Raw genomic sequence first — 22825 nt, 5'->3', positions numbered from 1 at the left:
CGAATAACACCCCGCATGGCTCTGTCGATCACTTTCAAGCGGGCACAAAAAAACCCGCTCAGCCTTCCAGCAGAAGCAGGTTACCGCCTCTCTTTAGCTGGATTTATTTAGCGCCCGCAAGCTGAGTCAAATCGGCGCTTGATTGAAAGAGTAGAAAAACTGCCCCATGCATGTCAACTGCATGGCGTCAGCTGTTGTTATGTAAATCGATCGGAATCTGCTGCTGATCCCGCTCCGCCTTGGCCCCATCACTGCGGCTCGCCTCGAGTTGATTGAGGTAGTCAGGGGTCACATCACCGGTCACATACTCACCGTTGAATACCGAGGTATCGAAGCGCTGCACCGTCTTGTTCTTGCGGTAGAGAACCGATTCAATCAGGTCATCGAGATCCTGGTAGAAGAGCCGATCCGCACCGATCTCCGCTGCGATCTCCTGATCGTTACGGCCAAAACCGATCAGCTCACTGGAGGTTGGCATATCGATACCATAGACATTGGGATAACGCACCGGCGGCGCTGCTGAGGCGAAGTAGACCTTGTTGGCACCAGCATCGCGGGCCATCTGAATAATCTGCAGTGAGGTAGTACCGCGCACAATAGAGTCATCAACCAGTAGTACATTTTTACCGCGGAACTCGAGATCGATCGCATTGAGCTTTTGGCGCACCGACTTTTTGCGCTGTGTCTGACCCGGCATGATAAAGGTGCGGCCGATGTAGCGGTTCTTAATGAATCCCTCACGATAAAGAGTACCCAGTTCTGCAGAGAGCTGGACCGCCGAGGTGCGGCTGGTATCAGGAATCGGAATCACCACATCGATATCGTGATCGGGGAAGTCACGCTTGATCTTTTGCGCCAGCGTCTCCCCCATGCGCAATCGCGCCTTGTAGACAGAGATGCCATCGATGATGGTATCGGGGCGTGCGAAATAGACAAACTCGAAAATACAGGGGCTGTGAACTGGATTGTCGGCGCACTGCTGGCTATGCAGCTTGCCATCGACACTGACGTAAACCGCCTCACCCGGCTCAACATCACGCATCAGCTCAAAGCCGATCACATCGAGCGCCACGCTCTCGGAGGCGAACATATACTCGGTCACCCCCATCTCACCCTCGCGTTTACCGATTACCAGCGGGCGAATACCGTTGGGATCACGGAAGGCAACTATGCCGTAACCGGTTACCATCGCCAGCGCCGCATAGGCACCCTTGCAGCGACGATGTACACCGCGCACCGCCTCGAACACATCGTTTTCATCAATGCGCAGCTTGTTCTGACGATGCAGCTCATGGGCAAAGACGTTTAGCAGCACCTCAGAGTCAGAGCTGGTATTGATATGGCGCAGATCCTCACGGAACAGATCCTCCTTGAGGGTATCCGCGTTAGTCAGGTTACCGTTGTGTGCCAGCGAGATGCCGTAGGGGGAGTTGACATAAAAGGGCTGCGACTCGGCAGAAGATGAGCAACCGGCAGTCGGATAACGGACATGACCGATACCCATATTGCCCTTGAGCTGCAACATATGGCGAGTACGGAAGACATCCTTCACCAGACCATTATCTTTGCGCAGAAAGAGCTGACCGTTATCACTGGTCATAATACCGGCGGCATCCTGACCACGATGCTGCAATACAGTGAGCCCATCATAGAGCGCCTGATTAACGGGTGATGTAGCTACAACGCCGACTATCCCGCACATGAGTTCAATTCCTCGTACATATCACAGAAGTGAAAAGTGGCATCCCCGCCACGTATCAACTAATAGGAGAAGTTACCTGCATACTCCGCAGGCAGGAAGCTGATCATCCATATCGCCATACGCTGGAAGTGAACCAGAAATGTCGACTCACCCCACCAGGGATCCTGCGGCAGCGGGGTTAGTCCCGCAAAGACCACAATAATGGCCACAATCAGAACGCCTCGCGCAATACCAAATAGCATCCCAACGGCACGATCCGTACCCCCCAGGCCAGTTTTTTTCACCAGCTGGCCAATCAGGAAGTTGGTCAAGCCACCGACAATCAGTGTGGCTAGAAAAAGGATTGCGAAGGCGGCGATCATACGCGCTGAGGGGGTATCGATCATCCCCTCCAGTCTCAGTGCGAGATCATTGGAGAAGGTCAGCGCGATCCAGAAGGCCGCGATCCAGATCACCAGCGAGAGCGCCTCGCGCACAAAACCCCGTGAAACACTGATCACCATGGAGATAGCAACAATCGTCAGGATGACGTAATCGATCCAGATCATGACAGGGTTCTCAGAGGTACCAAGCGCAGGTGCGGTCGGTATTTCGCAGCAGGGAGAGCGGGGTGCGTTTCATGGGCGGATTCTAACAGAGCCGGTAGGGGAACTGAACACTGAAGCACCGCTAGCGGTGCTTCATAATCACACCCTTCAGGCTCAGCTTGCTCTTCAATGCATCTCGCCGCTGCTTGATCCTGGTGTATGACATTTCGGGACCCACTCGCACCCGGTAGGTCGCCCCTGAGGCCGATTTGATGCGCTCAACAAAGGCGGTAAAACCGCGTTTGCGAATCTTATCGCGTAGCGCCAGTGCATTCTGCTGCTGTTTGAAGCTACCCACCTGAACAACCCAGGCGGTCAGGCTATCACCCTGTGAGGCTTTGGCCTCTACCGGTGCTGGCTTATTCGCTGTTTCGACCTTTACCGGTGCAGGCTCTGCAACAACCTCGGTCGGCCTCGGCTCGATCGGTGCCAGCCCCGTATCGACCACCGTGGGCGGCTCTTCAGGCAACGGGATGGTCACCTCGGTGATCTCAGGTGATTCTAGAAAATCGACCTCGGGTGTAACAGGGTCGTAGAGACGCCCTGCCACCTCTGGCTCAGGCTCCGGCGGTTCGATCAACATCGGAATAAAGATCACGCCAAGCGCCACCAGAACCACTGCGCCGACAAGGCGCTGCTTAAGCCAATCATCCACTGCTTCCACCATCCATTAAGGTCACACCCACCCGTGCATTATATGACTTGTGGCAACAGTTCCGCCACGGTAAAAAATGAGCCAAAGACAACAATTCGATCACCCTCTTTGCTCTCTCCCTCAGCAGCCTGCATCGCCCCGGTGAGTGAATTAAATGAGTCGAACGGCTGGGCGGACAGATTGGCCTGTTGAGCGAGAGCATCGCGATCAAGCCCACGCGCAACATCAAGCCCAGCGAGATACCAGTGATCCACCTCATCCTGTAGCGCCGAGATGACACCCCCCACATCTTTATCGTCGAGCATCGCCACCACAGCCAGGGTTCGCCCACCACCTCGGCTTGCACGAAGATTAGCCGCCAACTGGCGAGCGGCATGGGGGTTATGCGCCACATCGAACAGTTTCTCCACCGCACCAGGAATACGCTGAAAACGACCCGGCAGTGACGCCTCTTCGAGCCCTTGTGCAATCGCCTGACGCTCAACCATAAAACGGGGGTTTAACAACCGTAGTACCTGTAGCGCCACTGCAGCATTGTTGAGCTGGCACTCCCCGCTGAGCGATGGAATCGGCAAGTCAGCGAGCTTCTGACCATCAGACCACCAACGCCAGCCACCATCTTCACACTCATAACCAAACTCAGAACCGAAACGATAGAGCACCGCGCCGATCTGTTCAGCATGCTCAAGCAGTCGCTGTGGAGGATTGGAATCTCCGCAGACAGCAGCTCTCCCAAAACGAAATATGCCTGCCTTCTCAAAGCCGATCTGTTCGCGATCATTGCCGAGCCAGGCGATGTGATCGATATCGACGGAGGTCACCACCGCAACATCGGCATCAATAATATTGACCGCATCGAGCCGCCCCCCCAATCCCACCTCAAGCAGTACGATATCGAGCTGCGCCTCGGCAAAAAGATCAAGTGCCGCAAGGGTGCCAAATTCGAAATAGGTCAGTGAGGTTGTGCAGCGCGCCCGATCGATACGCTCAAATGAACGACAGAGCGCCTCGTCACCAACATCTTTCCCATCGATACGGATACGCTCGTTGTAGCGAAACAGGTGCGGCGAGGTATAGCTTCCAACGCGGTAACCGGCGCGACGCAACATCGACTCAAGCAGCGTCACGGTAGAGCCTTTGCCGTTGGTACCGCCGACTGTAACGACCGTGGAACGGTGCCCTTCAGGCCGCAGCCGCGACCAGACTTCGGAGACTCGCTGCAGACCCAGCTCGATTTCACTCGGATGCAACCCCTCCTGCCAGGAGAGCCATTCAGAAAGCGTAGAGAAACGCATGGGAAGACTAGATGAGAGGTGTCAGATGACGGATAACAGGATTAAGGCAGACAACCAAACGGTTCATATCCACCACTCGTTTCCCGCAACCTGCTACCCGCCTCCTTATTTTCAGGCTGGCTGCTTGGTCAAAATACTAAGCAGGCCAGAGACCTGGTCGCGCATATCGCGTCGATCGACAATCATATCGACCGCACCATGCTCAACCAGGAACTCGCTGCGCTGGAATCCTTCTGGCAGCGTCTCACGCACTGTCTGCTCAATGACTCGCGGACCGGCAAAACCGATCAGCGCCTTCGGCTCAGCGATGTTCACATCGCCCAACATCGCCAAACTGGCAGAGACACCGCCCATGGTCGGATCAGTCAGGATGGAGATAAAGGGAATCCCATTGCTTGAAAGCCGCGCCAGTGCAGCACTGGTCTTCGACATCTGCATCAGCGAGATCAACGCCTCCTGCATGCGTGCACCACCACTGGCCGAGAAACAGACCAGCGGAATACCGTGCTCGAGCGAGGCGTTGGCTGCACGCACAAAACGCTCACCAACTACCGACCCCATCGAACCACCCATGAAAGAGAACTCAAACGCTGCGGCAACCAACGGCAGACCATTCACCTGCCCCTGCATCACGATTAACGCATCTTTCTCATTGGTGTTTTTCTGTGCCTGGGCGAGGCGATCGCGATATTTTTTGCTGTCCTTAAACTTGAGCACATCGACCGGTTCTATCTCAGCACCAATCTCTTCACGCAGCTCGGCATCGAGAAACGCCTCCAGGCGGCGGCGTGCGCCGATGCGCATATGGTGATCACACTTGGGGCAGACATCGAGGTTGCGCTCCAGCTCAGCGCGATACAGCACCGAACTGCATGCCGTACATTTGATCCACAGCCCCTCAGGAACCGTGCGTTTATTACCACCTTCGGTGCGAATGCGCGAAGGCATCAATTTTTCGAACCAGCTCATAATCTCGGTCTCGATCTTATTCTCAGTTAAACCAGGGCCAGCAACTATCTGACCACATAATGCCGCTATGCGGCGGCCTCGTCCAACGCACCACGAAGCTCTGTAGCAAATCGACTCAATTCGGCCAACAGTGCAGCAGGGTCTGCGCTCAGCTCCTCAACACGTCGTATCACTGCGCTACCCACTACCACCGCGTCACCGCTACCCGCAACACGTCGTGCCGAATCAGCATCCTTTATACCAAAACCGACGCCCACGGGAAGATCTGTAATCCCGCGTATCTCTGCGACCTTATTGGCCACCGCATCGGTATCGAGGTGACCGGCTCCGGTCACACCCTTGAGCGAGACGTAGTAGACAAAGCCACTTGAGCAATCGGTAATCTTTTTGATCCGTTCCGCACTGCTGGTCGGTGCAATCAAGTAGATCGAATCGAGTCCCCGGTCACGGAAGGTAGTGACCACACTGTCACTCTCCTCCGGTGATAGATCAACAATCAACGCACCATCAACTCCGGCAGCGGTTGCTCGCTCGGCAAACTGCTCATAGCCCATCAGCTCGACCGGATTGAGATAGCCCATCAGTACCACCGGGGTCTCACTATCCTTGCTGCGAAACTCACTCACCATCTCCAATACCTGCGCGAGTGATACATGGTGTTCCAGGGCCCGTTCATAGGAGAGCTGAATCACCGGACCATCAGCCATCGGATCGGAGAAGGGAACACCCAATTCGATCAGGTCGGCACCACCCTCGACCAACGCATGCATCATCTGCACCGTCAATCCCGGCTCGGGATCGCCTGCGGTGATAAACGGTATTAGCGCTTTGCGATTCTTTACCTTGAGGTCTGAAAATTTCTGTTTGATTCTGCTCATAGCTCCCGCCCTCCATGGCTCTCGCTAAATTCATACGTCGTGTATTTCATACCTCAATCCCCTCCAGTGCTGCTACGGTGTGGATATCTTTATCACCACGTCCGGAGAGATTAACCAGGATAATCTGGTCCTTTGCCATCGTTGGTGCCAGCTTGGCGGCATAGGCGAGTGCATGGCTCGATTCGAGCGCCGGGATGATGCCCTCAATGCGGGTCAGCGCATGGAAGGCGGCCAGCGCCTCATCATCGGTCGCAGCCACGTAGTTGGCGCGCCCACAATCTTTGAGCCAGGCGTGTTCTGGTCCCACACCGGGGTAGTCGAGACCCGCCGAGATCGAGTGGGTTTCGATGATCTGCCCCGCCTCATCCTCCATCAGGTAGGTGCGGTTACCGTGTAGTACTCCCGGTTTGCCGTCACACAGTGGAGCAGCATGTTTTCCCGACTCGATACCGAGTCCACCGCCCTCAACACCGTAGATCTTCACGCTCTCATCTTCGAGGAAAGGGTAGAACAATCCGATTGCATTTGAACCACCACCAACACAGGCAACCAGCGCATCGGGCAGCTTACCCACCTCATCCTGCAACTGCACTTTAGACTCCTCGCCGATGACGGTCTGGAAGTCACGCACCATGGCTGGGTAGGGGTGCGGTCCTGCCACGGTACCGATAATGTAGAAGGTGTCATCAACATTGGTCACCCAGTCGCGCATCGCCTCGTTAAGTGCATCCTTCAAGGTGGCTGAACCGGAGGTAACTGGCACCACCTTGGCACCAAGCACTCGCATGCGGTAGACGTTGATCTTCTGCCGTTCGATATCTGCCGCACCCATGTAGACGATGCACTCCATACCGTAACGAGCGCAGACAGTCGCCGTCGCCACGCCGTGCTGCCCAGCACCAGTCTCGGCGATAATCCGCTTTTTGCCCATACGCTTGGCCAGTAGTGCCTGACCGACGGTATTGTTCACCTTGTGCGCGCCAGTGTGGTTGAGATCCTCACGCTTGAGCCAGATCTGCGCACCACCGAGCTGCTCGCTCCAGCGTTGCGCGTGGTAGACCGGTGAGGGACGGCCGACAAAGTGCTTCAGCTCATGGGCCAGCTCCGCCTTGAACTCGTCATCGTCCTTGTACTTCTCGTAGGCCTCACGCAGCTCATCGATCGCCTCCATCAACGTCTCGGCAGCAAACACACCACCGTAAGGACCGAAATGCCCATGCTCATCGGGCATATTTTGGTACGACATTTTCTTCAACCTCTATTCGGAATCAGCACGAGCAACGGCCCGCATAAAATCGGAGATCATCGTTTCACCCTTGATCCCCTTCTCAATCTCAACCCCACTACTCACATCAACCGCATAGGGGTGTGACTCTCTGATCGCATCGGCCACATTGGCCGGGTGCAGACCACCTGCCAGCAACAGCGGCAGTGCGACATCTTGCGGAATACGCCCCCAGTCGAAGACCTCACCAGTGCCACCTCGTGCCTTGGCACTGAAGCTATCGAGCAGCAATCCCTGCGCAGAGGCGAACTGCTCCGCCTCGTGATGCAGATCGACACCCTCACCCATCCTGATCGCCTTGATATAGGGGCGTCCAAATGAGGCACAGAACTCAGGACTCTCATCACCGTGAAACTGCAGCAGTGTGACCGGTACCTGCTGCAGCACCTCACGAACCTCATCGGAGTCGGGGTTCACAAACAGCGCTACCACCGTGACAAATGGCGGTAATGCAGCGGTAATACGCTGTGCCTGCTCGATACCCACCGCTCGTGGACTGGGAGCATAGAAGACCAGACCAATTGCATCGGCACCATACTGCACCGCAGTCAGCCCATCCTGCTCACGGGTAATCCCACAGATTTTTGCGCGTGTTCTACTCATCAGATCGATCGTGACAAAGGAGCTAACTCTACCAGAATTCAGCCCCTGCTTCAGAGCAGCAGCGGCCCGCTGCCACTATCGGGAATGGCGAACTGCTCAGGGTAGCGAACCTTCACCAGATAGAGACCATGGGGTGGTGCAGTCACTCCCGCCTGGGTGCGATCACGCAGCGCCAAAACCTCTGCAGCCCACTCAACGGACTGATCACCCGAACCTATGGCTATCAACACACCGGCAATGTTTCTCACCATATGGTGCAGAAAGGCGTTCGCTTCCACCTCGATCACAACAAAGTCACCGCTGCGTGTCACCTTGATCTCATCGAGTCTGCGCCATGGCGTGTTCGACTGGCAGCCCTGTGCGCGAAACGAGGTGAAATCGCACTCTCCCAGCAGCGCCTGAGCCGCCCGGTGCATACGATTGGCATCTAGCGGGGCATAAATCCAGCTCACCCGGCCACTCATCACCCCAGGGCGACTATCGCGATTGAGAATAACGTAACGGTAACGTCGGCCAGTGGCCGAAAAGCGCGCGTGAAAATCATCACTAACCCGCTGTGCCCAGGTCACGCTGACGCCATCAGGCAGATTAGCGTTACTGCCCAACATCCAGGCCCGCTCGCGCCGCTCGGCGTCACTCTCGAAATGGATCACCTGACCGGTTGCATGAACTTCAGCATCGGTACGGCCCGCACAGACCACCACGATCGGGTGGTTGGCAACCTTTGTCAACGCCGCTTCGATCGACTCCTGAACACTCGGAACACTGCGCTGGCGCTGCCAGCCATGGAAGCTACTACCGTTATATTCAATCCCCAGCGCAATCTTCATTCGACGTCTACTTCTTCTCACCAAACATCAAGGGTACTAATCAGTTTCCAATAGGCCAAAGCAAAAGGACCGCCCGATTGGGCGGTCCTCGGTGTTCATCACCGGTATGACGATCTATAAGACTAAAGCTGTGAGAGTAGCCCCTCTGCCTCACCCTTCTGGGTATCATCACCCTCTTCGAGCACCTCATTGAGAATACTGCGCGCACCATCAGGGTCTCCCATATCGATGTAGGCCTTGGCCAGATCGAGCTTGGTGCCAACTTCATCAAGACTTCCCATCAAGTGATTATCTTCGTCCGCGCTCTCGGCTGTCTCTGTTTCCAACTCACCCAGATCAAACTCGGGCACTTCATCTAACGAGATATCTGTGGATTCACCGGCATTAAGTGGTATCTCATCAGCCCCGCCCTCCTCAGGCAGATCAAAGCTACTCAGATCAAACTCACCCATTGAATCGGATACTGCCTCATCAGCTGCATCAGCAGTTGCCTCTTCAGGTAGATCAAGCTGCAGCTCACCGACATCACCCAAATCGAATACAGGCTCCTCATCAGCAGATGCCACCGGATCTACACTTGGAACCACTGGATCGGAAGTCGCGCTCTCATCCAGTGAGAAATTCAAATCACTCTCTTCAACAACCTCCGGGGTTACATCACTCTCAACTGTCTCATCGAGATTAAACTCACCCAGATCGATCTCAGCCGTGGCGCTATCGGCACTCTCAACAGTTTCAGAACCAAATTCACCACTATCGAGATCAATATCGAGTGAGAACTCCTCATCAGCGCCCAGGGTTGAGCTGATATCAGCATCACTAATCTCAGAACTCACCACTGCCGCATCATCAGCGGCCGTCATATCAGCGCCACCTGAAATAGTATCCAGCTCAGCAGAGAGCTCATCGGTACTGATGCCAGAACCACCAAAGATAGGATTATCAATGCCCAGCTCATTGCTCATCGCAACAACGCGATCCCACATAGGATCGCTCTGTCCGCCCAGAGAGGCGTAGAGCGATTCAGCATTCTCTTCGAAGGCGCGTTGATTCTTGGTCGCGTGATAGACCTCAAGCAACTTCAGTTTAAGATCGTTGCGATCTGGTTCATTGGAAACAGCCTCGCTGAGCATATCCTCAGCCTGCTGGTAACGACCGTAGGCGATATAAACATCAGCCTCTGCAATCGGATCAACCTCGCTAACTTCGCTCTGAATATCACCCATACCACTAACAGAACCGAACTCACTCAGATTGGTCTGCTCTAGCGACGGCGTATCCAGCTGCTCCTCAGCAGCCGCTTCGCTAGTTTCACCAAAACCAGACGGTTTTGGTGATGCGGCCAAAATACTCTCCTGGAACTCGGTCATTCCCATACGACGACGACGTGCCAGAAGCCAGATGATCAGAGCGATGATAGCGATTGCGCCACCCGCACCCGCCAGCACTGTAGGATCCTCCATCGCATCTTCTACAAATTCAATGGTGTCATCGGTGTAATCAGAAATTTGCTCGAGGATCTCGTCGACCAGCTCCAGCTCCTCTTCTGATCCGACCTCAATCTCCGGCTCAGCAACTGCTACAGGCTCTACAGGCTTGGGAGCCTCTGCCACAGGTGTAACTGCAGGGGCTTTTTCGGCAACCGTTGTCTCAGCCGGCTCTATAGCCACTGTTGATTCAACCTCAACCGCTACCACCGCTTCGACGGGCTCCTCAGCTGCACGCCCCTGCATCGCAGCCAGCTCATCATCCTTTAGCTCCAACAGACGTTTGGCTGTCTCGAGCTGCTTTTCCAGCTCAGACATACGCTCCTGCAGCTCTTCGTTCTGCTGGCGTTGTGCCTCGGTAGTTTCGGCCAGTAGATTAAGTTCACGCTGCAACTCGGCATCGTTCGATGAAGCACTCTCAACACCATCAGCACCTGTCGCCGCCTCACTCACAGACTCCTTTGGAGCCGGCGCAACGATCTTCAGTCGACCACCGCTATCACCGTCAGCAGCTTCTGCAGGCACCGCATCTGCTTCGATCGCCTCAGGCGATGCTGTCGTTACCGATTTATCTTCACGCCACTTACGTGTCTGCTCACGTGTTGCCGCCCGGGCAGCCGCGTTATCAAATGCGAGGATTGTCTGGCGATCGGGCACACGCAGCACATAGCCGGTCTTAAGGTTATTGATGTTGTTGTTGAAAAACGCTTCCGGATTATGTCGCAGTAGCGCCTGCATCATCTGGTTGACCGAGATGGAGTTATCGGGACGAACCTTGCTGGCGATCTCCCACAGCGTCTCACCCTTTTTGGTCGGTCCATGCTCTGTAATTCTGGAAGGGGCTTTCGGCGCAGCCTTTCTCACTGGGGCAGGTGCTGGCGCAGCCTTCACAGGTGCCTCAATCGGCGTAGCGACGATCTCCTCTTCAATCGCAACCTGCTCAATCTTAGGTGTATCGATCACCGGCGCAGGCTCTGGCATCAGCGAGGGCGGATCGAGTAGCAATGTGTATTCACGCAGCAGACGACCGTTGGCCCAATTCACCTCAACCAGGAAATTGAGGAACGGTTCATCAATGGTACCGTCGCTCGAAACCGCAACAACCGGCTCGCCGCGATCTACACCTGCAACCGCGAACTTGAGTTTCAGCAGGATGGGAAGACGTTCGATACCGGCACGATCAAATGCGGCTTGGGAGGCGAGTCGCACCTCTGCACCTTTGAGTTCGTCCATGCGACTGGAGTGAAGCTTGATGGTTGCATCAAGCTTCTGATTGAGAGCCGAGCGAAGATCGATCTCTCCAAGTCCTAGAGCGTAAACACCCTGGATCGACGTTAATGCCATGACAATCATGACCGTGACCAGTTTTCGCAACATCCATTTCCCCTAATTACGCAAGACTTGTTATTTGTATTGATAGCTCAGAATAGCCGTTCACTGAAAAAATCCCACTTTCTAAACAGTGAAACTATCTGAACAACTGTCGCTAGTTGCCTGACTCTAAATGCTCTTTTACCAAAATTTCCGCGATTTGAACACCATTGAGTGCAACGCCTCGACGCACATTATCGGTTACCAACCACAGACTGAGACGTTCACCACCACTGATTGGCTGGCGAATACGACCAACATAGACCAGATCACTCCCAGCCGCTTCTGTCACTGCGGTAGGCATCTGCGCTGGCTCAGCGCCATTCATGACACTCACGCCAGGTGCAACATCGAGTAGTTTTTGCGCAGCATTTGCATCTAGCTGACCACTCAGCTCAAGATCGATACTCATCGAGTGACCGAAGAAGACCGGCCCCCAGATCAGCGTCGGGCTGACATCAATCGTCTCATCACCAAGGATCTGCTGCGCAGCCTGAACCAAAGCCCGTTCACTTTCTGCGTAGCCGTTCTCATCTACGACCTCAACTGCTGGCAATATATTAAAAGCGATCTGTTTGGCGAAGACATTTGATTCAATCGGTTTGAGATTGAACATGCTGGTTGCCTGAGTCGCCAGCTCCTCCATCCCAGGCTGCCCCAGCTCCGATACCGCCTGACAAGCCGTCACAGTGACGCATTTGATACCAACCGAATCGTGAATCGGCTTCAGTGCCAACAGCATCGCCACCGAAACGCTATTCGGTGCCGCAACAATATTGCGTCGACGATAGTTGGCCAGCGCCTCGGGATTGAGCTCTGGAATCACCAGCGGAACATCCAGCGCACCGCAAGAGTGACCGGTGCAGTCGACAACGACCACCTCTTCGGTCGCTGCAACCTCGGCATACTGTTCAGCAAGCGTACGATCACCCACCACAATAGCGATTTGCACCGTGGAGAAGTCGAACTTTTCGGCATCCTGCACCGCAAGGTTCTTTCCACCAAACGAGAGCTTCCCACCGGCACGCTCTTCATGTTCTACAAAGTAGAGTGCTGCCAGCGGGAACTCGCGTTCCTCGAGCAGCTCACGCACCGACTCACCAGCCTGAGTTGTCGCACCTAAAAGTGCAACCGAGACGCCTTCTGTCATGATCAATCCGACCTATGCTTCGAGAAGAATGCGTAGCATGCGGCGTAGCGGCTCGGCCGCACCCCACAACAGCTGATCACCGACGGTAAAGGCGGAGAGATAATCATCACCCATGGTCAGTTTGCGCATCCGTCCAACCGGGATGGTCAGGGTACCGGTCACCGCAGCCGGGGTTAGATCGGTCATCGAGACGTCGCGATCGTTTGGCACCACCTTCACCCACTCATTGTGGCTGGCGACAATGTCGTGGATCTCATCAAGCGGTACATCCTGCTTCATTTTGATAGTTAGCGCCTGACTATGACAGCGCATCGCACCGATGCGCACGCAGATACCATCAATCGGAATCTGTTTATCAGAACGACCGAGAATCTTGTTGGTCTCAACCTGCGCCTTCCACTCCTCCTTCGACTGACCGGATGGGAGCTGAACATCAAGCCACGGAATCAGAGAGCCGGCCAGCGGCACGCCCCACTTATCCTTTGGATATGTTTCAGAGCGTAGAAAGTCAGAGAGCTTTCTGTCGATATCGAGAATGGCACTGGCAGGATCGTTGTTGAGATCGACTACCTCATTATTGATCGCACCCATCTGCTTAATCAGTTCACGCATATTCTGCGCACCGGCACCCGAAGCCGCCTGGTAGGTCATTGGCGTGATCCACTCAACCATATCCTTCTCAAACAGGCCGCCGATCGACATCATCATTAGTGAGACGGTGCAGTTACCACCAACAAAGGTCTTGATGCCGTTGACCAGCCCATTTTCGATCACACCCTTGTTGACCGGGTCGAGTACGATGATCGAATCGTCAACCATGCGCAGCGTCGAAGCGGCATCGATCCAGTAGCCGTCCCACCCAGACTTGATCAGTTCGGGATAGACCTCCTTGGTGTAGTCGCCGCCCTGACAGGTGAGGATCACATCCATCGCCTTCAGCTCATCGACATTCTTGGCATCCTTCAGCACCGGCACATCCTTACCAACATCCGGTCCCGCCTGCCCCGCCTGTGAGGTGGTAAAGAATACCGGCTCAAACTGTTCGAAATCGGACTCTTCACGCATACGCTGCATCAACACCGAACCGACCATACCGCGCCAACCAACCAGACCTACTCTCATCATCGTCTTACCCTCAATCCTGTTCTTTACTGCTTAACCACGCATCGCGGCGATTACCGCATCACCCATCACATCGGTACCGATCTTCTCGCAACCCTCGGTCCAGATATCAGCCGTACGTTTACCCTGATCCAACACCGCATTAACCGCACTTTCTATACGATCGGCCATCGCCGGCTCATCGAGTGTGTAGCGCAACATCATCGCTACCGAGAGAATGGTCGCCAGCGGATTGGCCAGATTCTGGCCCGCAATATCGGGTGCCGAACCGTGGATCGGCTCATACATGCCCTTGCTGTTGGCATCAAGCGAGGCCGAGGGCAGCATGCCGATCGAGCCGGTCAGCATCGCTGCGCAGTCGGAGAGGATGTCACCGAACATGTTGGTGGTGACCATCACATCGAACTGCTTCGGTGCGCGCACCAGCTGCATCGCCGCGTTATCGACATACATGTGTGAGAGTTCCACATCGGGGAACGCCCTACCCTCCTCGATCATCACCTCACGCCACATCTCAGTACACTCAAGCACGTTGGCCTTATCGACCGAACAGACGCGCTTGTCACGCTTCATCGCAATATCGAAGGCGACCTTACCGATACGACTCACCTCTGACTCGCTGTAGACCAGGGTGTTGTAACCCTGGCGCTCGCCGTTATCGAGCGCACGCACGCCGCGTGGTTGGCCGAAGTAGATACCACCGGTCAGCTCACGCACGATCATGATATCGAGCCCGGAGACCACCTCTGGTTTCAGTGTTGAGGCATCAGCGAGCTGCGGATAGAGAATTGCTGGACGCAGGTTGGCAAACAGTTCCATACCGGCGCGCAGACCAAGCAGTCCCTTCTCAGGGCGCACCTCGATTGGCAGCGACTCCCACTTGTAACCACCAACAGCACCGAGCAGCACCGCATCAGAGGCCTTGCAGAGATCGAGCGTTGTATCGGGCAGCGGTGTGCCGGTTGCATCGTAGGCGGTACCACCGACCAGCCCCTCTTCCATCTCCACATCGAGCCCGAAGTCGGACTTCAATACATTAAGCACCTTAACCGCCTCAGCGACGATCTCCTGGCCGATGCCATCACCTGGCAGAACTGCAATCTTCTTTGTCATCTCTAATTTCCGTCTATCAAATTTAATCAGTTAGCAAAGAGCCACGGCGCTTCACTCTTGCGGCGCACCTCGTAGGCCTTTATGTCGTCTACATGCTGCATGGTCAGGCCGATATCATCAAAACCGTTGAGCAGGCAGTGCTTGCGGAAGGCATCGACCTCAAAGGTGATCGACTCACCTGCCGGGGTGTTGATCGTCTGCGTTTCAAGGTCGACCGCCAGCTGATAACCCTCGCTTACCTCAACCTCTTTGAAAAGTTGATCAACCTTCGTCTCGTCGAGCACGATCGGCAGGATGCCGTTCTTGAAACAGTTGTTGAAGAAGATATCGGCAAAGCTGGGCGCTATGATCACCCGAAAGCCGTAATCCTCCAAGGCCCACGGCGCATGTTCCCGCGAAGAGCCACAACCGAAGTTCTCACGCGCCAGCAGAATATTGGCACCCTGATATCGATCCTGATTGAGCACAAAGTCGGGATTGAGCGGGCGCTGGCTGTTATCCATACCCGGCTCACCGTGGTCAAGATAGCGCCACTCATCAAAGGCGTTGGGACCAAATCCGCTACGCTTGATCGACTTCAGGAACTGCTTTGGAATGATCGCATCAGTATCGACATTAGAGCGATCCAACGGCGCTACGAGCGCATCCATCTTTTCGAATTTATCCATTACTAAGCTCCCCCATCTTGCGCACATCGTAGAAGTGGCCGGTAAAGGCCGCCATCGCCGCCATCGCAGGACTAACCAGGTGGGTGCGGCCGCCGTTACCCTGACGCCCCTCAAAGTTTCTGTTTGATGTTGAGGCACAGCGCTCACCCGCTTCGAGCCGATCGGCATTCATCGCCAGACACATGGAGCAACCCGGTTCACGCCACTCAAATCCCGCCTCAACAAAGATCTTGTCGAGCCCTTCGCTCTCGGCCTGCTGTTTGACCAGACCGGAGCCCGGCACAACCAGCGCCTGTTTCACGGTCGGCGATACCTTGCACCCCTTGTCCAGTGCATCCTGCGCCACTACAGCGGCCGCACGAATATCTTCAATTCGCGAGTTGGTACAGGAGCCGATAAAGACCTTATCAATCGGAATATCGCTAATCGCCATCCCGGCATCGAGATTCATATAGTCGAGCGCACGACGCATCCCCTCCGCCTTGACCGCATCGGTCTCATCTTCTGGATTAGGCACGCTGGCATCGATACCGACCACCATCTCAGGTGAGGTACCCCAGGTAACCTGCGGCTGGATCGAAGCGGCATCGATCATCAGCTCGGTATCGAACGCCGCCCCTCATCGCTCTTCAGATCACGCCACGCCTCGACCGCCTGCTGCCACTGCTCACCCTTGGGCGCGAAGGGTTTGCTCTCGAAGTAGTTGATGGTCTTCTCGTCGACCGCCACCATACCAGCACGAGCGCCTGCCTCGATCGCCATGTTGCAGACCGTCATGCGCCCTTCCACCGAAAGATCCATAATCGCCTCACCGGCAAATTCCAAGGCGTGACCGTTACCACCTGCGGTACCGATCTCACCGATGATGGCGAGCACGATATCCTTGGCGGTCACACCGGGACCAACATGGCCCTGCACGGTGACACGCATGTTTTTCATCTTCTTCTGCACCAGACACTGGGTGGCGAGCACATGCTCCACCTCAGAGGTGCCTATACCGTGCGCCAACGCACCGAAGGCACCGTGGGTCGAGGTGTGCGAGTCGCCACAGACCACCGTCATACCGGGCAGGGTTGCACCCTCCTCAGGTCCGACCACGTGCACGATGCCCTGACGCGGATCGTTCATCGGAAAGTAGGTGAGGTCGAACTCCTTCACGTTGGCATCAAGCGTTGCCACCTGAGTACGTGCGACCGGATCCTCGATACCTTCAATGCCGCTACTCTGACCGGTGGTCGGTACATTGTGATCGGGCGTGGCCACCACCGACTCTTTACGCCACGGCATGCGTCCCGCAAGACGCAGCCCCTCAAAGGCCTGCGGTGAAGTCACCTCATGCACGAGATGGCGATCGATATAGAGCAGAGCAGTACCACCCTCTTCGGTGCGCACCACGTGGGCATCCCACAACTTGTCATAGAGTGTTTTTGCAGTCATAGCCTTTGACCTCTTCAGAATTCGCTTTCAATAGTAGAGCGCCGACAGTGATTACTCAAATTCATATTTATCATGTAATCTATTCCTTGCTGGAATAGATGACTGGATATTTACCATGGACATCCCTGCCCTGAACGCCTTTGTCACCGTTGCCGAATCTGGCTCCTTCTCCCTTGCCGCCGAACTGATCCACCTTACCCAACCCGCGATCAGTAAACGCATCACCGCTTTGGAGAGCGAACTCAACTGCCGCCTGTTCGACCGCATCTCACGACAGACCACACTGACCGAGGCCGGAGCTGCGCTGTTACCACGAGCCAGGCAGATTCTTGAACAGATCGAAGATAGCAAGCGCACCCTCACCAATCTCTCTGGCACCATCGGCGGTCAACTTACCATCGGCACCAGTCACCATATTGGTCTGCACCGGCTACCACCGATTTTACGCAGCTACGTTGATCGTTATCCGCAAGTCGATCTCGATATCCGCTTTCTCGACTCTGAAGCGGGCATGCAGGCCGTATTACACGGCGAACTGGAGCTGGGACTGATCACCCTGCCAACTGAATCACCAGCCGGATTGATTACACATACTATCTGGGAGGATCCGCTCGCCTTCATCGCCGCGCACGATCACCCGCTGACAAAACTGAGCGCAATCACCGCTAGTTCTCTGGCCAACTACGACACCATCCTCCCCTCCGAGGGGACCTATACCCGACAGATCATCGAGGCGAAGTTCGCCCCACTCGGTATCACACCCAGGGTCAGTATGGCGACCAACTATCTGGAGACGATCAAGATGCTGGTTTCAGTCGGCCTGGGATGGAGCGTGCTACCTCGTTCAATGGTTGATGAAGAGGTATCTGTGCTGAATGTAGAGGGGATCGAACTGAAGAGGATTCTGGGGTTGGTGCAACACCCGCAGCGCACCCTATCGAATGCGGCAAGTGCCCTTAAACAGTTACTACTAGAGATCGTACCAAGCGAGGCTCTCTAACCGTTCATCGCTGTGTGCAGGCGCTCACGCAATCGCATGACGGCTTCCACATCCCGGCCGCGACTCTGGGGCGGCTCTGGCATCAGCGAAACCGCTTCCATATAGCGCTCGGCAAACATCTCTTTAACCCGCTCGGGGAGTCGCTATTTTTGCGGAAGCATGTTTTGGGCACCCAAGCCCAAGCAAGCGGCAAATACTTAACGCGACCGTTTATGCCTACGGCGCCCCGACCGTCCTGCGTACGTTGCGTAATCACCTCTTCGCGGCTCTACACAACTCCCTCACTGACTCTACGCCGACATAAAGCCGCTGCTGCATCTTCTTCGTCGTTCGCTCGCGCTCTCAACTACGAATAGGCAGACGGCGTCGACTATCGCGGACTAACCGCCTTCGCTTCGCTATCCATGGCGGTCAGCGTCGGTGTTCTTATTCATTTTCACTCCTGGAAAACATTACTTTAAAGCCATCTTTTACAGCGCTCGTAGCACTTCAGTGGCAGAGCACATCAGTCTCGATCGGAAGAGTAGCATCAAGAGTCACTCAGACCCTCTTAATATCCGGTGCTTGAGTCAACAGGCCTACCACCCTCATGATTCTCGGCATGGCATCATGCATTAACGGAAATGACGTGGGTCATAAAATCTGAGCTGCAATGAGCAAGGCTACCCCAAAGAGTGGCCTTTATGTAATGAGTATCATGCACCGTTATGATGCACAGGCACATCTCACACCCGCAATCGCAAAGACCGCTATTAACAACAATCTCCATCCAACATCATCAGTCGCTTTATCGTCTATATTTGCCGTAGGCGCGTAACGATCGTCCGGGGAGTCGCTATTTTTGCGAAAGTTTGTTTTGGGCATCCAAGCCCAAGCAAACAGCAAAAACTTCACGCGACCGTTTATGCCTGCGGCGCCCCGACCTCCTGCGTACGTTGCGTAATCACCTCTTCGCGGCTCTACACAACTTCCTCACTGACTCTACGCCGACATAAAGCCGCTGCTGCATCTTCTTCGTCGTTCGCTCGCGCTCTCAACTACGAATAGGCAGACGGCGTCGACTATCGGGGCTAACCGCCTTCGCTTCGCTATCCATGGCGGCCAGCGAGCGTGCCCCACCTGGAAGATAGCGATCGCAACCGTACTGACTGCACCGCCCCGCCCATGAAGAGGAGAGAGGAGTGTGTAAAGACGGCACGTGGTGCAGAAAAGGTAGAGGATGCAGGGCATCTGGTAAAGCCCCCTACCTTTCAGTCATGAGCACTACAGCCGAGGCGGAAGTGATCCGTTACGAAGCCGCCTCACCGCCCTGCGCGCCATCGATAAAGCGCCAGACGATAAAGAGCGCCAGCAGACACATCAGTCCGGCGATATAGAAACTGACGTAACCCCCCATTGAATCCCAGACATAGCCGCTGTAGAAGGCACCAAACGCCCCGCCTGCACCAAAGCTGACCGAACTGTAGAGCGCCTGCCCTCGCCCGTGATGACGGCCGGTGAAGTGGCGATGGAAGTAGGCAATTGCCACGGCATGGAATACTCCGAAGCTGGCGGCGTGGAAGAGCTGGGAAAAGAGCACCACCGGGAGGCTCTCCGGCATCGCACCTGTCAGCCACCAACGTAGCGCCGCTAACGAGAAGGCGAGCATCAAGAGCCGTTTCAGCCCGACACCTTTCACCATACGGTGCATAATGAGAAACACCCCCACCTCCGCAATCACACCCAGCGCCCAGAGCTGACCAATCAGGGTACGGCTATAGCCGTAGCCCTCCATGTAGATCGAGTAGAAGGTGTAGTAAGGGCCATGACTCGCCTGCATCAGAAAGCAGACTACCAGCAGCGCGATCACCTCGGGACGTTTCAGCACCTCGGTAATCGAGCCCTGCCGCTCATGATGCGGAGGACTCTGCTGCTCGGGCACCAGCAGACTCATCACCCAGATAGCGATAAAGATCGAAAGCAGGATCGCGGGCAGCAGGGTAACCGAATCACCCTCCAGCAACGGTCCAAGTACAGCCACCGCCACAATAAAACCGATTGAGCCCCAGAGTCGGATTGCGCTGTAACGGTGGGTATCGCTCCCCAGGTGTTTGAGTGTGACCGTCTCAAACTGAGGCAGGGTCGCATTCCAGAAAAAACTGAAGAGCAGCATCACCGCCATCAGCCACCAGTAGGAGGTATCAACGAAGACCGCCACAAAGGCGATCACCGAGAGCAGCGAGCCGATCCGTACCACCGCCATACGTTTGCCGGTGTGATCAGCGATCCATCCCCAGATGTTGGGCGAGACGATCTTGGTCGCCATCAGCACCGCCATCAACTCACCGATCTCCAGCGCACTGAAACCAATATGCTGCAGATAGAGACTCCAGTAAGGCAGCAACGCGCCCAGACTGGCGAAGTAGAAGAGGTAAAAGGTGGAGAGTCGCCAGTACGGCATCGTTTATCGGCTATTTATTATCTATTCGGAAATCGTTAACGAACCAGGCCCCATTCAGGGATAGTGGGTGGCTAGACCTCACCCCACATACGTACCAGATTGATATAGCTGTGATCGACCCAGTCACACTCCTCACTCTGTGGCGAGCTCTTCAACAGACTGTTACGCGCCTGACCCAGCTCATAGAGGATCTCGCGCTGCGCCGGATCGCGCACCACACTCTGCGCCCAGCCGACTGCGACCATACGCTCTCCACCGGTCACCTCAGCCACGCGGTGCAATGTTCCGGAGGGGTAGATCACCGCATCACCGGCAGCGAACTTCACCTGCTGTTCACCCCAGTTGGTGCGTACCGTTAGCTCCCCGCCCTCGTAGGCGTCGGGCTCGGTAAGAAAGACGGTGAAGGAGACGTCGGTGCGATAGAGCGGACCGGGTGCGCCCATGATCGGATCATCGACGTGACTGCCGTAGCTCATTCCAGCCGTGTAGCGGGCAAATAGTGGTGTGGCGATCTTGTAGGGGAGTGCCGCCTGATTGAAGATCTCGCTGCGATGCAGTGCACCGATAATAATCTTCGCCAGTGGGTCACGCTGCGGCTGGTCACGACCCAGCTCCAGATTCGATTTAACCCGTTCTGCCGCCTGTCCTGCGGTCAGCTTGCCATCGACAAACTGCGACTGGTTGAGCACGTTGACCACCGCCTGCAGCTCTTCGCTCTCCAGCACCTTGGGGATATGCAACAGCATCTCGACGCTCCTCTAATTCGTGGCGTTCAAATAATCTGAACCGGGGAGTCGCTATTTTGCGAAAGTTTGTTTTGGGCATCCAAGCCCAAGCAAACAGCAAAAACTTAACGCGACCGTTTATGCCTTCGGCGCCCCGACCGTCCTGCGTACGTTGCGTAATCACCTCTTCGCGGCTCTACACAACTCCCTCAGTGACTCTACGCCGACATAAAGCCGCTGCTGCATCTTCTTCGTCGTTCGCTCGCGCTCTCAACTACGAATATGCAGACGGCGTCGACTATCGCGGACTAACCGCCTTCGCTTCGCTATCCATGGCGGTCAGCGAAGGTGTGCTTGGCAAACGCCATACGCTTCTACTTGGGTGAGGCAGGGATCTGCGGTGTCTTCGAATCGACATCGAAGTTCTGTGCACGGTGGCGCAGCAGATGATCCATCACCACCATTGCCATCATCGCCTCGGCAATCGGCGTAGCGCGTATACCGACACAGGGATCGTGACGCCCCTGAGTCACCACCTCGATCGGCTTGCCGTCGAGATCGACGCTGCGACCGGGAATGCGCAGACTCGAAGTCGGCTTCATCGCAATCGAGGCGAGCAGATCCTGACCACTGGAGATACCGCCCAGTACACCACCGGCGTGATTACTGAGGAATCCCTCGGGGGTAATCTCATCGCGATGCTCGGTACCGCGCTGCTCCACGCAGTCAAAACCCGCACCAATCTCGACACCCTTAACCGCATTAATGCTCATCAGTGCATGGGCCAGATCGGCATCGAGACGATCAAAAATCGGCTCACCCAGACCGGCCGGTACACCACTGGCAACAACATTGACCCTGGCCCCGATCGAGTCGCCATCCTTGCGCAGTGCATCCATGTACGCCTCTAACTCCTCGACCTTGCTGGCATCGGGGAAGAAGAAGGGGTTCTGTCCAACCTCACTCCAGTCAAACGCCTCCGCCTTGATCGGACCAAGCTGCGCGACATAACCACGAATCTCGATCCCGAGCGTGGCGAGATATCTCTTCGCCACCGCGCCAGCCGCAACCCGCATCGCCGTCTCACGCGCAGAGCTGCGCCCACCACCGCGGTAGTCACGCAGCCCATACTTCTGCTGATAGGTGTAGTCGGCATGGCCGGGACGAAAGGTCGCGGCAATATTGGAGTAGTCCTTGGAGCGCTGATCGGTGTTGTGAATCAGCAGCCCAATCGGCGTGCCGGTAGTCACACCCTCAAACACACCCGAGAGGATCTGTACCTCATCGGCCTCACGACGCTGCGTAGTGTGGCGCGAGGTACCCGGCTTACGTCGATCAAGATCGCCCTGCAGGTCTTCGACCGTAAGCGCCAATCCGGGGGGGCAACCATCGACAATACAGCCGATTGCGGGACCGTGACTCTCGCCAAAGGAGGTCACCGTGAAGAGTTTTCCGAAGCTATTTCCTGACATGGCGGCTATTGTAGCGACAAACGCGGAAGTCGTCCT

General features: G+C 55.6%; 20 protein-coding genes and 1 pseudogene. 3 read left to right on the top strand and 18 right to left on the bottom strand.

Annotated features, from left to right (window positions below; translation table 11 throughout):
* Positions 1–187 precede the first annotated feature (187 nt).
* The 15 genes and pseudogenes from purF to leuC form a co-directional block, all read right to left on the bottom strand.
* Positions 188–1702 carry an amidophosphoribosyltransferase gene (gene purF, locus HUE57_RS08600; RefSeq protein ID WP_078483241.1) on the bottom strand — a complete coding sequence of 505 codons (1515 nt, stop codon included), beginning with the start codon at positions 1700–1702 and terminating at the stop codon, positions 188–190.
* Between the two features lie 59 nt (positions 1703–1761).
* Complete coding sequence (locus HUE57_RS08595; RefSeq protein ID WP_078483240.1) at positions 1762–2250, bottom strand: CvpA family protein; 489 nt, start codon at positions 2248–2250, stop codon at positions 1762–1764.
* Positions 2251–2371: 121 nt separating this feature from the next.
* The gene (locus tag HUE57_RS08590; protein WP_172840207.1) at positions 2372–2944 is read right to left on the bottom strand and encodes an SPOR domain-containing protein; all 573 of its coding nucleotides are present in this window, start codon (positions 2942–2944) and stop codon (positions 2372–2374) included.
* Between the two features lie 38 nt (positions 2945–2982).
* Entirely contained in the window at positions 2983–4239 is a 1257-nt protein-coding gene (folC, locus tag HUE57_RS08585; RefSeq protein ID WP_078483238.1) for a bifunctional tetrahydrofolate synthase/dihydrofolate synthase, read from the bottom strand.
* Between the two features lie 111 nt (positions 4240–4350).
* The gene (gene accD / locus HUE57_RS08580; protein ID WP_078483237.1) at positions 4351–5208 is read right to left on the bottom strand and encodes an acetyl-CoA carboxylase, carboxyltransferase subunit beta; all 858 of its coding nucleotides are present in this window, start codon (positions 5206–5208) and stop codon (positions 4351–4353) included.
* Positions 5209–5273: 65 nt separating this feature from the next.
* On the bottom strand, positions 5274–6086 hold the full coding sequence (gene trpA, locus HUE57_RS08575; protein WP_078483236.1) for a tryptophan synthase subunit alpha: 813 nt from the start codon (positions 6084–6086) through the stop codon (positions 5274–5276).
* Between the two features lie 46 nt (positions 6087–6132).
* On the bottom strand, positions 6133–7332 hold the full coding sequence (gene trpB, locus HUE57_RS08570; protein WP_078483235.1) for a tryptophan synthase subunit beta: 1200 nt from the start codon (positions 7330–7332) through the stop codon (positions 6133–6135).
* A 12-nt stretch (positions 7333–7344) separates the two neighbouring features.
* Positions 7345–7974, bottom strand: coding sequence for a phosphoribosylanthranilate isomerase (locus HUE57_RS08565; protein ID WP_078483234.1), 630 nt, complete (start codon positions 7972–7974; stop codon positions 7345–7347).
* Between the two features lie 50 nt (positions 7975–8024).
* Positions 8025–8804 carry a tRNA pseudouridine(38-40) synthase TruA gene (gene truA, locus HUE57_RS08560; protein ID WP_078483233.1) on the bottom strand — a complete coding sequence of 260 codons (780 nt, stop codon included), beginning with the start codon at positions 8802–8804 and terminating at the stop codon, positions 8025–8027.
* Between the two features lie 122 nt (positions 8805–8926).
* A complete protein-coding gene (locus HUE57_RS08555; protein WP_078483232.1) occupies positions 8927–11668 on the bottom strand; it encodes a motility hub landmark protein FimV in 2742 nt (913 codons plus the stop codon).
* A 109-nt stretch (positions 11669–11777) separates the two neighbouring features.
* A complete protein-coding gene (locus HUE57_RS08550) occupies positions 11778–12812 on the bottom strand; it encodes an aspartate-semialdehyde dehydrogenase (protein ID WP_078483231.1) in 1035 nt (344 codons plus the stop codon).
* A 12-nt stretch (positions 12813–12824) separates the two neighbouring features.
* A complete protein-coding gene (asd, locus tag HUE57_RS08545) occupies positions 12825–13937 on the bottom strand; it encodes an aspartate-semialdehyde dehydrogenase (protein WP_172840204.1) in 1113 nt (370 codons plus the stop codon).
* A 30-nt stretch (positions 13938–13967) separates the two neighbouring features.
* Positions 13968–15047 carry a 3-isopropylmalate dehydrogenase gene (leuB, locus tag HUE57_RS08540; RefSeq protein ID WP_078483230.1) on the bottom strand — a complete coding sequence of 360 codons (1080 nt, stop codon included), beginning with the start codon at positions 15045–15047 and terminating at the stop codon, positions 13968–13970.
* Positions 15048–15073: 26 nt separating this feature from the next.
* Positions 15074–15715, bottom strand: a complete 642-nt coding sequence (gene leuD, locus HUE57_RS08535; RefSeq protein ID WP_078483229.1) for a 3-isopropylmalate dehydratase small subunit — start codon at positions 15713–15715, stop codon at positions 15074–15076.
* Positions 15708–17152, bottom strand: a pseudogene (gene leuC / locus HUE57_RS08530) (3-isopropylmalate dehydratase large subunit). The gene leuD and the pseudogene leuC overlap by 8 nt, the downstream one beginning before the upstream one ends.
* Positions 17153–17267: 115 nt before the next feature.
* Between leuC and HUE57_RS08525 the strand changes: the two are divergent.
* Positions 17268–18152: a LysR family transcriptional regulator gene (locus HUE57_RS08525; protein ID WP_078483227.1), complete on the top strand. Its 885-nt coding sequence runs from the start codon at positions 17268–17270 to the stop codon at positions 18150–18152.
* A 14-nt stretch (positions 18153–18166) separates the two neighbouring features.
* A complete protein-coding gene (locus HUE57_RS08520; protein WP_174673024.1) occupies positions 18167–18508 on the top strand; it encodes a hypothetical protein in 342 nt (113 codons plus the stop codon).
* Between the two features lie 932 nt (positions 18509–19440).
* Here HUE57_RS08520 and HUE57_RS08515 read toward each other — a convergent pair.
* Both HUE57_RS08515 and HUE57_RS08510 read right to left on the bottom strand, forming a co-directional pair.
* The gene (locus HUE57_RS08515) at positions 19441–20592 is read right to left on the bottom strand and encodes an MFS transporter (RefSeq protein ID WP_078483225.1); all 1152 of its coding nucleotides are present in this window, start codon (positions 20590–20592) and stop codon (positions 19441–19443) included.
* A 71-nt stretch (positions 20593–20663) separates the two neighbouring features.
* Positions 20664–21338: a Fe2+-dependent dioxygenase gene (locus HUE57_RS08510; protein ID WP_078483224.1), complete on the bottom strand. Its 675-nt coding sequence runs from the start codon at positions 21336–21338 to the stop codon at positions 20664–20666.
* Between the two features lie 56 nt (positions 21339–21394).
* On the opposite strand from HUE57_RS08510, the gene HUE57_RS08505 reads away from it, so the two are divergent.
* Positions 21395–21703, top strand: coding sequence for a hypothetical protein (locus tag HUE57_RS08505; protein ID WP_174673023.1), 309 nt, complete (start codon positions 21395–21397; stop codon positions 21701–21703).
* Here HUE57_RS08505 and aroC read toward each other — a convergent pair.
* Positions 21692–22789 carry a chorismate synthase gene (gene aroC / locus HUE57_RS08500; RefSeq protein ID WP_078483223.1) on the bottom strand — a complete coding sequence of 366 codons (1098 nt, stop codon included), beginning with the start codon at positions 22787–22789 and terminating at the stop codon, positions 21692–21694. The genes HUE57_RS08505 and aroC overlap by 12 nt on opposite strands.
* Positions 22790–22825: the final 36 nt, after the last annotated feature.

The sequence above is a fragment of the Candidatus Reidiella endopervernicosa genome, from assembly GCF_013343005.1.
In the GTDB taxonomy this organism is placed as follows: Bacteria; Pseudomonadota; Gammaproteobacteria.
Note: the sequence above shows the minus strand (reverse complement) of the source record. Positions and strands in the feature narration are given on the sequence as shown.